Consider the following 12,193-nt stretch of genomic DNA (forward strand, 5'->3'; position numbering starts at 1 on the left):
GGTTCAGCGAAGGCGGCAAGTTTACCGCAACGCCCTGCCCTACTTGCACATTTCGCCTTTCAGCGGCACTGGCTGCTGCGGCGCCTTGCGCCATTGCGGCAGGCCGATCAGCACCACCGCGCCAATGATCACCGCCATGGCCACGCACTCCTCGGCGCCGATCTGCTCGCCGGCGAAGACGATCCCCAATAGCACCGCCACCGCCGGGTTGACGTAGGCGTAGCTGGTCGCTGCCGCTGGACGCACGTGCTTGAGCAGGTACATGTAGGAACTGAACGCCAGGATCGAGCCGAAGAACACCAGGTAGGCCAGCGCCCCCCAACCGGCGGCCGTGGGCATCTCGGTCAGGCGCTCACCGCTCACGGCGCTGCCGATCAACAAGGCTGCGCCGCCCACCAGCATCTCCGCGGCACTGGCCATGGCGCCCTGGGGCAGCGGCAGGCTCTTGCTCCACACCGAGCCGAAGGCCCAGGCCGCCGCGGCGAACAGGATCAGCGCCGCGCCCATGGGGCTGGCCTGCAGGTTCGAGCCCAGGTTGAGCATGCCGATGCCGACCAGCCCGAGGACGATCCCCGCCCATTCCAGGCGCGAGTTGCGATGACCGAAGAACAGCCCGAACACCAGGGTGAACAGCGGCACCGTGGCCACCGCCAGCGCCGCCACGCCCGAGGCGACCCCGGCGTGTTCGGCCAGGGTCACGCCACCGTTGCCGCAACTGAGCAGGAGAAAGCCGATGGCGCCGGCGGCGCGCCACTGCGGCCAGGTCGGCGCCGGCGCGCCGCGCCAGCGCAGGAAGCCATACAGCAGGCTGCCGGCAATCACGAAACGCACCCCGGCCATCAGCATCGGCGGCCAGGACTCCACGCCAATACGAATGAACAGGTAGGTCGAGCCCCACACCAGGTACAAGGCAAGGAAGGCTCCGATGAGCAACAGCGGGAAGCGGCGGGCGGTGGACATGGCAGGGCTCGAAATCCGTTTACGGGTGGATTAGTTTAGAAAGGCCATCGCGCAAACTTAAGTTACAAAACACGTTTAAAACACCGAAACACTTTGCAATACACGGTTATGCAGACGCTTCACCGTCGATTGCAAGGTCACCTGGAATCGCCATGGACAAGTACGATCGCATGCTTCTCGCCGCGCTGCTGGAAAACGGCCGGGCCACCTACGCGCAGCTGGCGCGCCAGGTCAATCTCTCCGCCCCGGCGGTGGCCGAGCGGGTGGCCAAGCTGGAGGCCAGCGGTGTTATCAGCGGCTACACGGCCAAGGTCGACCTGGAAAAAATCGGCCTGCCGATCCAGTGCGTGATGGAACTGCGGCTGGCCAGCCATGGCAACCAGCAGGCCTACGAGGCCTTGGAGAAGATCCCTGAACTCACCGAATGCCACCGAGTGACCGGTGACCCGTGCGTGATCATGCAAGCGGCGGTCACGTCCATGGGCGAGTTGGAGGCGCTGATCAACCGCGTGTCGCAGCTGGGCTTCACCAAGACCTCGATCATCCTGTCCAGCGCGGTGGCGCGAAGGGTGCCGCTGGGGCATCTGGGGGGCAACGGCAAAAAAACCTGAGCCTGGGTTCAGTGACGCAGCAGCAGCCTGCCCTCGATCGGCACGTAGCGGCTTGCGGCGCGGATTACCGACAACGCCGTCAACCCCGGCACGCCGTACACGACGGTTTCCACGCCATGGCGTTGCATCGCCCGCTCCAGCAACAGGTCGAAATCACCGTCGCCAGAGGCCAGCACTACCTGGTCGACCCGTGCCGCCGCCTCGATCACATCGAGGGTGATGCCCACGTCCCAGTCACCCTTGGCCGAACCGTCGGCACGTTGGATGAACGGCTTGAGGCGCACCTCGAAACCGAGGTTGCGCAGGATCTGCTGGAACTGCTGCTGCTTGCTGTCGCCGCGGTCGATGGCATAGGCCACCGCTTCGACGATCTGGCCCTCGCGGCTGACGTCGGCCCACAGCGCGGCGTAGTTGAAATGGCAGCCATGGCCTTGGCGAACCGTGTAGTAGAGGTTCTGTACATCGGCGAACAGCGCGATTTTCTTCACCGGGAGCCTCTCTCTGGCGGTGGCAGACAATCGCGGGGCAAGCCCGCCCCCACGCTTCGGCAGGAGCGGGCTTGCCCCGCAATCAGACGCTGCAGTATGCCAGAGCCCTCAGACGTAGTCGTCGTCCGAGAAGAAGCCGCCATCGTCGCCGCCGCTGTAGTCGGTATCGGCGAACCCGCCCTGGTCATTGCCCCAGCCACCGTTGTCGGCCACCTGGCGCTGACTGTCCTGATCGTTCCAGCCGCCAGCGTCGCTGGCCGGCGCCGGCTCTTCCTTGATCACCTCGACGATTTCTTCAGGCTGCGAGTTGTGGTTGAACAGGCTGCTGATACCTTGGGCCAGCAGCACGCCACCAGCCACCCCCGCAGCAGTCTGCATTGCCCCGCCGAGGAAGCTGCTGGCACCGCTGCGCGCCGGAGCAGGCACCGCACCGAAACCCTGTTGCGATGGCGGCGGGGTGTAAGCCTGCGGCGCCGGCTCACGCCAGCCTCCCGTGGAAGTCGAAGCCGCTGCAACCGGCCGCTGCGGCTCCGGGCTGCGCGCTCCCGCGCCGAAGATGCTGGAAAGAAAACCGCCGCCGCTGCCACTGGGGCGGCTTGCCTCCAGTTGCGCCCGCGCTTGCTTGAGCTCGGCCTCGAGCTGCTTGTTCTGTTCGTCCAGGCGCTTGATCGCCGCTTCCTGCACCAGGATCGCCTGGGCCATGTAGTACGGCGCCGCCGGCTGCTGGCGCAGGTGCTCCTCGATGCGCGCCTGGGCCTGGACATCGCGCGGCTGGGCCGGGTCTTCGGCTTGCTTGAGACGGCCGAACAGGCCATCGATCAGGGTTTGTTCTTCAGTGTTCATCGGGACAACCTCGTGCGCTGAACAGGGCATCGGACAGCGTCAAAGATGGGGGGCCGGGCGCGACGATTCAATTGCCCCGGCCATGAAACTTTTTTCAGCAAGCGGGCGGTCTGGGCTAAAGTTACGCCCTGCTTTTTCCGCCATGCGATGTTGACCGATGAATCCGTTGAGCGTTCTGCGCGACTCCCTGTACTTCTTCCGCCGTCACCTGACGAGCATCCTCCAGCTGTGCCTGCCGTTGGTGGTACTCGAGGCCCTCGGCACCCAGCTGCTCTACAACCAGCTGGGCGAACAGGCCTCGCCGGCCTACGGCATGCTGGTCAGCCTGCTGTTCTATCCGCTGTACAGCGCCGCGCTGATCCTCTACCTCGACACCCGCAGCAATGGCCAGGACACCGCCAAGCGCGACCTGTTTGCCCGCGCCCTGCAGCTGTGGCCGATGCTGGCCCTGCTGATCGTGATCAGCTCGCTGCTGATCATGGCGGGCCTGGCGCTGTTCATCTTCCCCGGCGTGTGGATCATGGTGAACCTGGTGTTCGCCGAGTACCTGCTGGTGCTGCGCGGCCTGCCGGTGATCGAGGCGATGCGCACCAGCGCGCGCATGACCACCGGGCACTTCCTGCGCATCATGGTGTGCATGCTCTCGGTGCTGGCGCCGCTGTGGCTGATCGACGGCCTGCTGCTGCAGCTGTTCCCCAAGCCGCAGGCCGGAGTACAACTGGCGCTGGACAGCCTCAGCGGCTTCCTGCAGCTGTTCAGCACCGTGGTGCTGTACCGCTTGTTCATGCTGCTGGACAGTGAAACGGGCGCCTGACGCCAGCCAGGAACCCTTTCAATCTGCCCTTCTCGCCTGCGGATGCTTACCGTGAGTTGCGCCTCGTTACCGGAAGGCGCAACTCACTTTGCCTTCAGGAGAATGCCATGAGCGCAGATCAACCTGCCAAGCCGTGGGCAGACGGCCGATCATTTCTTGCAACAATCCACCTTCGGAAGAATGGAAGATGGGCACCTGTCCATATCCATGAAAACCACTACGATTTCAGCTTCGACGTGAATGTGCGAAATGACACAGGCTGGCTTCAAGTGGGTGGCGATGAACAGGCAGAAGTCTTTCTGTTCCGTTACCACTCCAAAGGCCCCAACCGCCTGCACTTCCTGATTTCATCGGCAATCAACAGCGCACGGCAGTTGGCTACCGACTCCAGTGGACATTTGGGCCTTTACACCAATACCTCTGCTGCAAACTTCTGGAAGCTGCAACCCTTGACGTGGAGCAGCGATCAAGTGCGCTGTCGGTTCCGTGACAACCTGGGCCACCAGGTCAAGACCGTGGCCAGTGACAAGTCCAGCAGTCTTTATCTGACAACTGGCGCCGGTGAAACACACGAGTACCTGATAGTGCGAGCAATCTAGGCTTTCCTGGGTTTGGCCCGCGCCGTAGCCTCGGCCACCAGCGGATCGTCCGGCCAGTAATGCTTGGGATAGCGCCCTTTCAAGTCTTTCTTCACCTCGGCGTAGGTGGTGCGCCAGAAGTTGGCCAGGTCCTGGGTCACTTGCACGGGCCGACGTGCTGGCGACAGCAGGTGCAGCTTGACCTGCTGCCGCCCATTGGCGATGCGCGGAGTATCGGCCAGGCCGAACAGCTCCTGCAGGCGCACGGCCAGGATCGGTGGTTGCTCGCTGTAGTCCAGGCGGATGCTTGAGCCCGAAGGCACGGCCAAGTGCGACGGCGCGAACTCGTCCAGACGCTGGGGCAGCGGCCAGGGCAGCAGGTTGCGCAGGATCGAGGACAGATCCAGGTTGGCGAAATGGCTCAGCCGCGACACCTTGCCCAGGTAGGGTTGCAGCCAGTCTTCCAGGCTGGCCAGCAAGGCGTCGTCGCCCAGATCGGGCCACTCGCTGTGGCCGTCCTTTTCCAGATCCAGCTGACGCAGCAGCGCGACGCGGGCCTGCCACTGGCGCAGTTCCGGGGTCCAGGTCAGCAGGTTCAGACCTTTGCGCCGAACCAGGCCGAGCAACGCCTTGGCCCGCGCCTCGTCGTCCAGCCCAGGCAACGGTTCACGGCTGAGCACCAGCTCGCCGACCTTGCGCTGGCGCTCGGCGCGCAACACCTGTTCGCGTTCGTCCCAGTCGAGCAGGTCGAGTTGCTCGACCTGCTCGGCCAGCACTCCGTCGAACAAAGCCGGGTCGAACTCTGCAGCCAGGTAGATGCGTTCCTCGCGCTGCCCCTGCCGGCTGCCCAGGTCGGCAATCACCAGCCAGGGGCTTTTCATCAGCACATCGGCTTCGGCGAACAGCGCCGCCCGGCCATTGGCCAGGCGGTATTCGCCGCCACCTTCGCGACGTTGTTGCGCCACCCGGTCGGGGTAGGCCAGCGCCAGCACCGCGCCCAGCCAGCGTGGATGGTCGGGGTCGGCGACCGGGCTGCGCGGTTTGCCACGCAGCTGGCCACGGTATTGCCGGGCCAACTGCCGCGCACGCTGCACACCACCCTGCCCACCTCGCGCGGCCCGGCTTTCACCGCTGAGCAAAGCCAGCCGGCTATGCAGGTCGGCACCACCACCACGCTGGATGTCGCGCTCGCCCAGCAACGCTGCGACATCGCACGCCAGCTCGGCCAACCCGAGATCCTGACCGCGCAGCAGCAAATGGGCGATGCGTGGATGCGCAGGCAGCTCGGCCATGGCCTGGCCATGGGCGCTCAGATTGTCGCGGCAACCTGGCTTGAAGGCGCCGAGCCGGGTCAGCAGGTCCTGGGCTTGACCATAGGCTGCGGCAGGTGGCTGGTCGAGCCAGCCGAGCTGCTCCGGCGGCACTCCCCAACGCGCCAGCTGCAGGGCCAGTCCGGCCAGATCGGCCTGGAGGATCTCGGCACTGCCGTGGGCCGCCAACTGGTCATGCTGCGCCTCGGACCACAGCCGATAGCACACGCCAGGCTCGAGGCGCCCGGCACGACCGGCGCGCTGGGTGGCGCTGGCCCGGGAGATGCGCTGGGTGTCCAGGCGGGTCATGCCGCTGCCGGGGTCGAAGCGTGGCACCCGCGCAAGCCCTGCGTCGATCACCACGCGCACACCGTCGATGGTCAGGCTGGTTTCGGCAATGTTGGTGGCCAGCACCACCTTGCGCTGGCCCTTGGGCGCCGGCTCGATGGCGGCGCGCTGGGCACTCAGCTCAAGCTCGCCGTGCAGCGGGCAGAGCAGGATCTGCGGACGCTCGCCCACGGCCTCCTGCAGAGCCTGGTACACGCGGCGGATCTCGGCCTGCCCGGGAAGGAATACCAACAGACTGCCGGATTCGTCGGCCAGGGCCTGGAGCACGCAGTCGACCACCCGCGGTTCGACGAACTCGCCAGGCTGGAACGGCCGGCCCCAGCGGATATCCACCGGGTGCATGCGTCCCTGACTGCTGATGATCGGTGCATCGTCGAGCAGGCGCGACAGGCGCTCACCCTCCAAGGTCGCCGACATGAGCAGAATCTTCAGCGGCGGCTCATCACGCAGCAGCGCCCGACCGTTGAGGCTCAGGGCCAGGGCCAGGTCGGCATCCAGGCTGCGCTCGTGGAACTCGTCGAAGATCACCAGGCCCACGCCTTCAAGCGCAGGATCGCTTTGCAGACGGCGGGTGAGAATGCCTTCGGTGACCACTTCGATGCGCGTGTTCGGGCCGACCTTGCTGTCGAGACGGATGCGATAACCCACGGTTTCGCCGACCTTCTCGCCCAGCTCGCAGGCCAAGCGTTCGGCGGCGGCGCGGGCGGCCAGGCGCCTGGGCTCGAGCATGAGGATGGTCTGCCCGGCCAGCCAGGGCTCGTCGAGCAGCGCCAGCGGTACGCGGGTGGTCTTGCCGGCGCCGGGTGGCGCCTCGAGCACCGCTTCGTCACGTTCGGCCAGGGCCTGGCGCAGGTCGGACAGTACGGCATCGATCGGTAATGAAATCATGGTGGTCCTCGGACAATCGTCCGAGTATAACGGCGAACCGAGGCAGCCCTATCATGGTCTTAACCTCAGGCGCGCGGCGATTGCCGCGCCCTTGATCGTCGTTACCTTTCGGAGATTCACATGCGCATCCCCTCCCGCGTCATCGGTGGCGCCCTCATCGCCACCTTGCTGACCCAGCTGACGGCCTGCGGCACCCTGTTCTACCCTGACCGTCGCGGCCAGATCGAAGGCAAGATCGATCCGGTAGTCGCGGCGCTGGATGCCATCGGTATCCTGTTCTATGTCATTCCCGGCCTGATCGCCTTCGGTATCGACTTCGCCACCGGCGCCATCTACTACCCTGGGGGCACCACGGCCCATGTCGACCCGACCAAGCTCAAGCCGGCGATCAATGCCAACGGCCAGGTCGACAGGGCCAAGCTGCAGGCTATCCTGGAGAGCGAACTGGGCCAGCGCCTGCCATTGAACGACCCACGCCTGATCCAGCACCGTGGCAGTGTCGAACAACTGGCCAGCTACGGCTTGGTGCCCGCCGCCTGATCCGACCACGGACGATCCACTGCGCATGACCGTCACCGCCGAACACCAACGCCTGCTGCGCCTGGCCACCCGTGCCTCGCTGAGCGTCGCCTGCATCCTGGTGCTGAGCAAGGCCGTGGCCTGGTGGCTGAGCGGCTCGGTCAGCCTGCTGGCCGGGCTGACCGACTCGGCGCTGGATGCCGCCGCCTCCTTTCTCAACCTGCTTGCCGTTCACTACGCCTTGCGCCCCGCCGACGACGATCACCGCTTCGGCCACGGCAAGGCCGAAGCCCTGGCCGGCATGGCCCAGGCGCTGTTCATCGGGGTCAGTGCGGTGCTGATCGGGGTGCAGGCGGTTGATCGGCTGAAGTCGCCGGAGCCTTTGGGCGACACCGCCGCCGGCATCGCGGTGATGCTGCTGTCGCTGATAATGACCCTCGCATTGCTGGCATTCCAGCGCAAGGTCATCCGCGCGACCGGCTCCACGGCCGTGCGCGCCGACTCGCTGCACTACCGCTCCGACCTGCTGCTCAACGCCAGCATCCTCCTGGCGCTGCTGCTGGCCCGCTTCGGCTGGCCGCAGCTCGATGCCCTGTTCGGCCTGGGCATCGCCCTGTACATCCTGTGGAGCGCGCTGCAGATCGCCCGCGAGAGCACGGCGATCCTGATGGACAAGGAACTGCCTGCCGATGTCGGCGAGCGCATGCTCGAAGTGGTGCTGGCGATTCCCGGGGTAAAGGGGGTGCATGACCTGCGCACGCGGGTGTCCGGCAGCCAGTGGTTCGTGCAGCTGCATCTGGAGTTGCCCGGCGAAATGCCGCTGCACGCCGCCCATGAATTATGCGTGCAGGCTTCGCAGGTCATTCGCCAGCGCTATCCGCGGGCCGATGTGATGGTTCACGCCGACCCGGTGTAGCCCGCCATCGCGAATGCCCCGTCAATTGACGCTGTAGCCGCGCCCACTCAGGCACGCGCCCAATGCCCGCCTATAGTTGTCCGCCACATTGGCCGGAGGCGCATAGGTCGCCGTCGCCGGATCGAACCCCGACTGGCTCACCGCCCAGCGGTGGCACTGGTAGCGGTCCTGCTCCTGCTGCTCCGGCCCCTGGCCGTACATCGGGTAGGCGATCACATCATAGCCACTGCCCTGCTGCTGCGGTGCAGGCGCGACGCTGGGCGGGTTGACCACCACGTACTCGCGGCTGTCGGCGAGGTACTGGTAGTAGGTGTCGGCCACCAGGAAGAACAACGCACCGCTCAACCACACCTCGCGGGCATAGGGCGGCAGATAGCCGACCCGCACACCGTAAGGCGGCGTGACCACCACGTAGCCGCCGCCATGGGGCCGGTACCAATAACCGCCGGAGTAGAAGTAGTCCTGTCCACGGTAAGGCACCTTCCAGTAGCGGTCCGGGAAGCGATCGACAGTGTGCCCGGGGTGATACTGCGGCCCTGGCCCCCAGCCATTGCCATGACCATCGGGCCGTCCCGACCAATCGCCGCCGGGGCGCTGACCCGGACCACCCGCCTCCCAGTGACGGTTGTCACCGTAACGCCGGGGAATGTCCTGGTAGTAGCCCTGGCGCGGCGGTTGCGTCTGGCGCACTTCATCACGTGAATTGAGCGGCGATCCGCGCCGTTCACCACCGCCCTGCTCCTGCTGGCCGCCATGACCGTCATGCCCGTCTCCGGGGCCCTCGGCCATAGCGCCCAGGCTGATGCCCAGGCCCAGCAAACCAACACCTGCCAACCGCCAGATGCGCGAACTCATGTTGTTCCTCTCGATGAAAACGCCTGCTTTACCGTACGCAGTCTACTGCGCAGACCGCGACCGGCAGATGAAATAGCCGACAGCCTAGCGCGCCAGCAAGCCACGCAGCATCAACTCCAGGGCGACCAGGGCCTGGCCGAGGCGGGAATCGCCGTCCTCCGCCTGGGCGATCCAGACCGCCGCCTCCGACAGGCTGCCATGTACCAGGGTCGCCAACGCCCAGGGATCGGCCTCGGCAACCACACCTTGCTGGACCAGCCCGCTGAGCATCCGCTGCAGTGATGCGATGCAATGCTGCTGCGCCTCAGGCGAGGCCGCACCCAGGACGGCGCGCGCGTCACGCAGGACAATGCGCTGGATCTCCGGCTCGCGGGCCATGCGCAGGTAGGCCTCGCAACGCTGGCAGAAGCCTTGCCAGGGGTCATCGCAGGATGCGGAGATGGCCAGCAGACGTGCATCCATCTCACCATCGATCTGTGCCACCACGGCCGCCAGCAGGCCCTGCTTGTCGCCGAAATGGTGGTAGAGCGCACCACGGGTAAGCCCGGCGCGAGCGGTCAGGTCATCCATGGACGCCTGTGCGTAGCCTTGTTCGCTGAAGACCTGGCGGGCCATTGCCAACAAGGCGGCGCGGGTTTCTTCCATCTCGGCGCGGGTGCGACGAACCATGGCCTCTCCTTTACGTACAATCCGTATGAATATTTACATTCAGCTCGTATGAATATTTAATCATACGCACTGTACGTATTATCCACGCCCTGCCTTGCCGCCAGCAAGCGGGCCGCCTCACGGAGGAAGCGACATGCCCAACCCTTATGCACACTTGTTCGTCCCGACCGGAACCCTCGGGTTCACCTTGGCCGGCCTGCTGGCCCGCCTGCCGTTGCCCATGACCGGTATCGGCATCATCACGCTGGTGGCGCAATGGCGCGGCAGCTATGCCCTGGCCGGGGCGGTGTCGGCCTGCTTCGTGCTCACCTATGCCCTGTTGTCGCCACAGGTATCACGCCTGGTGGATCGCCTGGGCCAGCGCCGCGTGCTGCCGCCGGCCAGCCTGCTGAGCGTGCTCGGGCTGCTGCTGATGGCTGCCTGCGCCTGGTGGCGCAGCGCCGACTGGCTGCTGTTCGTCGCCGCCCTGCTGGCCGGCTGCATGCCGAGCATGTCAGCGATGGTCCGGGCGCGCTGGACCCACCTGTACCGCGGCCAGCCGCAACTGCAGACTGCCTACTCGCTGGAAACCGTACTCGATGAAGTCAGCTTCATTGCCGGCCCACCGCTGGCCGTCGGGCTCAGCGTGGCGCTGTGGCCCCAGACCGGGTTGCTGGCCGCTGCCGCGTTACTGCTGCTGGGTACCCTGGCGTTGACCCTGCAGACCGGCAGCGAACCACCGGTGGCCGCTGCCGAAACCTCGTCCAGGCGTGACCTGCCGGCATGGCGATGCGCAGGGGTGCCTCAGCTGACGCTGCTGATGGTGGCAATGGGCATGATCGTCGGCACCGTGGACATCGTCAGCGTCGCCTTCGCCAACGAACAAGGGCAACCGGCTGCCGCCAGCCTGGTGTTGTCGGCCTATGCCGTGGGCTCCTGCGTTTCCGGGCTGCTGTTCGGCACCCTGCGCTGGCGGATGTCGCTGCCCCGTCAGTTGCTGGTCGGCGCACTCGCCACCACCCTCAGCACCCTGCCGCTGCTCCTGGTCGGCAATATCGCCCTGCTCGCGGCGGCAGTGTTACTGGCCGGGGTGTTCTTCGCCCCGACCATGATCGTGGCCATGGCCCTGGTCGAGCGTAGCGTGCCAGAGCGCCAGCTGACCGAGGGCCTGACCTGGCTGCTCGCCGGGCTGAATGTCGGCGTGGCCATCGGCGCGGCAGGCGCTGGCCAATGGGTAGACGCCACGACAACACACAGCGGCTTCATGATTGCCGTGATCGGCGGCTTGCTGGTGCTGCTGGCGGCGCTCGCCGTGGCGGGTCGTCGCCAGGCCAGGCCTGTGCAATCTTCAGCACAATAAAAAAGGGAGGCCTTGCGGCCTCCCTTCGGGAATTGTCGTCCGTGCTCGGCACTTGTGGCACCGGCTCACCTCGCGCCGTCTTCTGGACAGTGCGTAGCCCGGGGGCCTGGCGGATCCTGTTGGATGGCTGGCCGCGACCGCCCGCCTAGGGCGCGTCGCCGTGGACTGATGTCCGGGCAGTGATTCTGTTGATAAAGATAGGGCAGACGCTGGGGCAGAGGATTGCGAAGATTGCTCTGTTAAATAGGGCTTGCGCAATTTTTCACTCAGGATCGATAATTCGCCGCAATCTGAACAGAAAAGGCCCTTTCCATGAGCAAGCTCGACCGCTACGACCTGAGCATCCTCGCTGAATTGCAGCGCGATGCGCGCATCTCCAACCAGGAACTGGCCGAGCGCATCGGCTTGTCGCCTTCCCCGTGCTCACGTCGGGTCAAGCAGCTTGAAGACGACGGTTATATCTCGCGCCAGGTAGCGCTGCTGGATCGCAAGAAACTCGGCCTGAGCCTTACGGCCTATGTGCTGATCGGCATGGACCGGCACACCCCCGAACGTTTCGAAACCTTCGAGGCGGCGATCCGCAGCCTGCCCCAGGTCCTCGAGTGCAGCCTGGTCACCGGAATGGACGCCGACTACCAGCTCAAGGTGGTGGTGCCGGACATGGACCATTACCAGAAACTGCTGCTGGGCAGCCTGACCCGTATCGAAGGGGTGACCAGTGTGCGCTCCAGCTTCGTGCTCAACCAGGTACTGGCCAGCACTGAGCTGCCATTGACCCACCTGCGTTGAATCCCTGCGCGCCCGGCGTATGATCGGGCTTTGTGCTTGCCTGGAGTAAACCGATGGATCCCGCCGTATTCGAAGAATGGATGATGATCATCCTCGTCACCGTGCTGATCGCCTTCATGGGCTTCATCGTCTGGGACCTGGCGAAGAAGTCCAAGGCCGGCCGCTTCGGCACGCTGATCCTGTTCTTCGTGCTGGGCCTTGGCGTGCTGGCGTTCATCATTAAAAGCGTGGTGGTGGGGTTCCTGGAAGGGGTCTGACAACCCCAC

At 65.5% G+C, this 12,193-nt stretch carries 14 protein-coding genes; 8 read left to right on the forward strand and 6 right to left on the reverse strand.

Annotated elements, in window-relative coordinates:
- Positions 1-39: 39 nt before the first annotated feature.
- Positions 40-960, reverse strand: a complete 921-nt coding sequence (gene yedA, locus AAHK21_RS10555) for a drug/metabolite exporter YedA (protein ID WP_038707293.1) — start codon at positions 958-960, stop codon at positions 40-42.
- A 152-nt stretch (positions 961-1,112) separates the two neighbouring features.
- Between yedA and AAHK21_RS10560 the strand changes: the two genes are divergently transcribed.
- Positions 1,113-1,571, forward strand: a complete 459-nt coding sequence (locus AAHK21_RS10560; protein ID WP_023631363.1) for an Lrp/AsnC family transcriptional regulator — start codon at positions 1,113-1,115, stop codon at positions 1,569-1,571.
- Between the two features lie 8 nt (positions 1,572-1,579).
- Here the strand turns inward: AAHK21_RS10560 and AAHK21_RS10565 are convergent, their stop codons facing one another.
- Both AAHK21_RS10565 and AAHK21_RS10570 read right to left on the reverse strand, forming a co-directional pair.
- The gene (locus tag AAHK21_RS10565; RefSeq protein ID WP_023631362.1) at positions 1,580-2,059 is read right to left on the reverse strand and encodes an NYN domain-containing protein; all 480 of its coding nucleotides are present in this window, start codon (positions 2,057-2,059) and stop codon (positions 1,580-1,582) included.
- Between the two features lie 108 nt (positions 2,060-2,167).
- Positions 2,168-2,902: a DUF2076 domain-containing protein gene (locus AAHK21_RS10570; protein ID WP_367857215.1), complete on the reverse strand. Its 735-nt coding sequence runs from the start codon at positions 2,900-2,902 to the stop codon at positions 2,168-2,170.
- A 157-nt stretch (positions 2,903-3,059) separates the two neighbouring features.
- Between AAHK21_RS10570 and AAHK21_RS10575 the strand changes: the two genes are divergently transcribed.
- Together AAHK21_RS10575 and AAHK21_RS10580 are read left to right on the forward strand one after the other, a co-directional pair.
- Entirely contained in the window at positions 3,060-3,716 is a 657-nt protein-coding gene (locus AAHK21_RS10575) for a YciC family protein (RefSeq protein ID WP_367857216.1), read from the forward strand.
- A gap of 107 nt (positions 3,717-3,823) precedes the next feature.
- Positions 3,824-4,315: a hypothetical protein gene (locus AAHK21_RS10580; RefSeq protein ID WP_046857256.1), complete on the forward strand. Its 492-nt coding sequence runs from the start codon at positions 3,824-3,826 to the stop codon at positions 4,313-4,315.
- On the opposite strand, the gene hrpB is transcribed toward AAHK21_RS10580, so the two are convergent.
- The gene (hrpB, locus tag AAHK21_RS10585) at positions 4,312-6,840 is read right to left on the reverse strand and encodes an ATP-dependent helicase HrpB (protein WP_367857217.1); all 2,529 of its coding nucleotides are present in this window, start codon (positions 6,838-6,840) and stop codon (positions 4,312-4,314) included. The two genes, AAHK21_RS10580 and hrpB, sit on opposite strands and share 4 nt — an antisense overlap.
- Positions 6,841-6,960: 120 nt before the next feature.
- On the opposite strand from hrpB, the gene AAHK21_RS10590 reads away from it, so the two are divergent.
- Together AAHK21_RS10590 and AAHK21_RS10595 are read left to right on the forward strand one after the other, a co-directional pair.
- Entirely contained in the window at positions 6,961-7,380 is a 420-nt protein-coding gene (locus AAHK21_RS10590) for a polyribonucleotide nucleotidyltransferase (RefSeq protein ID WP_367857218.1), read from the forward strand.
- 25 nt (positions 7,381-7,405) lie between these two features.
- On the forward strand, positions 7,406-8,275 hold the full coding sequence (locus AAHK21_RS10595; protein WP_367857219.1) for a cation diffusion facilitator family transporter: 870 nt from the start codon (positions 7,406-7,408) through the stop codon (positions 8,273-8,275).
- A gap of 21 nt (positions 8,276-8,296) precedes the next feature.
- Here the strand turns inward: AAHK21_RS10595 and AAHK21_RS10600 are convergent, their stop codons facing one another.
- Positions 8,297-9,130, reverse strand: coding sequence for a DUF6515 family protein (locus AAHK21_RS10600; RefSeq protein WP_046857260.1), 834 nt, complete (start codon positions 9,128-9,130; stop codon positions 8,297-8,299).
- A gap of 84 nt (positions 9,131-9,214) precedes the next feature.
- On the reverse strand, positions 9,215-9,799 hold the full coding sequence (locus AAHK21_RS10605) for a TetR/AcrR family transcriptional regulator (protein WP_367857220.1): 585 nt from the start codon (positions 9,797-9,799) through the stop codon (positions 9,215-9,217).
- A 133-nt stretch (positions 9,800-9,932) separates the two neighbouring features.
- Here AAHK21_RS10605 and AAHK21_RS10610 point away from each other — a divergent pair, with 133 nt between their 5' ends.
- The 3 genes from AAHK21_RS10610 (at position 9,933) to AAHK21_RS10620 (ending at position 12,184) form a co-directional block, all read left to right on the forward strand.
- Positions 9,933-11,138: an MFS transporter gene (locus tag AAHK21_RS10610; protein ID WP_367857221.1), complete on the forward strand. Its 1,206-nt coding sequence runs from the start codon at positions 9,933-9,935 to the stop codon at positions 11,136-11,138.
- A gap of 312 nt (positions 11,139-11,450) precedes the next feature.
- A complete protein-coding gene (locus AAHK21_RS10615; RefSeq protein WP_011535815.1) occupies positions 11,451-11,927 on the forward strand; it encodes an Lrp/AsnC family transcriptional regulator in 477 nt (158 codons plus the stop codon).
- A 53-nt stretch (positions 11,928-11,980) separates the two neighbouring features.
- Positions 11,981-12,184 (forward strand): DUF2788 domain-containing protein, encoded by a 204-nt coding sequence (locus AAHK21_RS10620; protein WP_023631482.1) that lies wholly within the window; start codon positions 11,981-11,983, stop codon positions 12,182-12,184.
- Positions 12,185-12,193 lie beyond the last annotated feature (9 nt).

The organism is Pseudomonas sp. TE50-2, assembly GCF_040813665.1.
Taxonomy (GTDB): domain Bacteria; phylum Pseudomonadota; class Gammaproteobacteria; order Pseudomonadales; family Pseudomonadaceae; genus Aquipseudomonas; species Aquipseudomonas soli.

Excerpts from the sequence above, each read along its gene's own strand:
- AAHK21_RS10605 (WP_367857220.1), bottom strand. The coding sequence starts at position 9,799 with ATGGTTCGTCGCACCCGCGCCGAGATGGAAGAAACCCGCGCCGCCTTG.
- AAHK21_RS10620 (WP_023631482.1), top strand. The coding sequence starts at position 11,981 with ATGGATCCCGCCGTATTCGAAGAATGGATGATGATCATCCTCGTCACC.
- AAHK21_RS10600 (WP_046857260.1), bottom strand. The coding sequence starts at position 9,130 with ATGAGTTCGCGCATCTGGCGGTTGGCAGGTGTTGGTTTGCTGGGCCTG.
- hrpB (WP_367857217.1), bottom strand. The coding sequence starts at position 6,840 with ATGATTTCATTACCGATCGATGCCGTACTGTCCGACCTGCGCCAGGCC.
- AAHK21_RS10595 (WP_367857219.1), top strand. The coding sequence starts at position 7,406 with ATGACCGTCACCGCCGAACACCAACGCCTGCTGCGCCTGGCCACCCGT.
- AAHK21_RS10570 (WP_367857215.1), bottom strand. The coding sequence starts at position 2,902 with ATGAACACTGAAGAACAAACCCTGATCGATGGCCTGTTCGGCCGTCTC.
- AAHK21_RS10575 (WP_367857216.1), top strand. The coding sequence starts at position 3,060 with ATGAATCCGTTGAGCGTTCTGCGCGACTCCCTGTACTTCTTCCGCCGT.
- AAHK21_RS10615 (WP_011535815.1), top strand. The coding sequence starts at position 11,451 with ATGAGCAAGCTCGACCGCTACGACCTGAGCATCCTCGCTGAATTGCAG.
- AAHK21_RS10580 (WP_046857256.1), top strand. The coding sequence starts at position 3,824 with ATGAGCGCAGATCAACCTGCCAAGCCGTGGGCAGACGGCCGATCATTT.
- AAHK21_RS10590 (WP_367857218.1), top strand. The coding sequence starts at position 6,961 with ATGCGCATCCCCTCCCGCGTCATCGGTGGCGCCCTCATCGCCACCTTG.
- AAHK21_RS10610 (WP_367857221.1), top strand. The coding sequence starts at position 9,933 with ATGCCCAACCCTTATGCACACTTGTTCGTCCCGACCGGAACCCTCGGG.
- AAHK21_RS10560 (WP_023631363.1), top strand. The coding sequence starts at position 1,113 with ATGGACAAGTACGATCGCATGCTTCTCGCCGCGCTGCTGGAAAACGGC.
- yedA (WP_038707293.1), bottom strand. The coding sequence starts at position 960 with ATGTCCACCGCCCGCCGCTTCCCGCTGTTGCTCATCGGAGCCTTCCTT.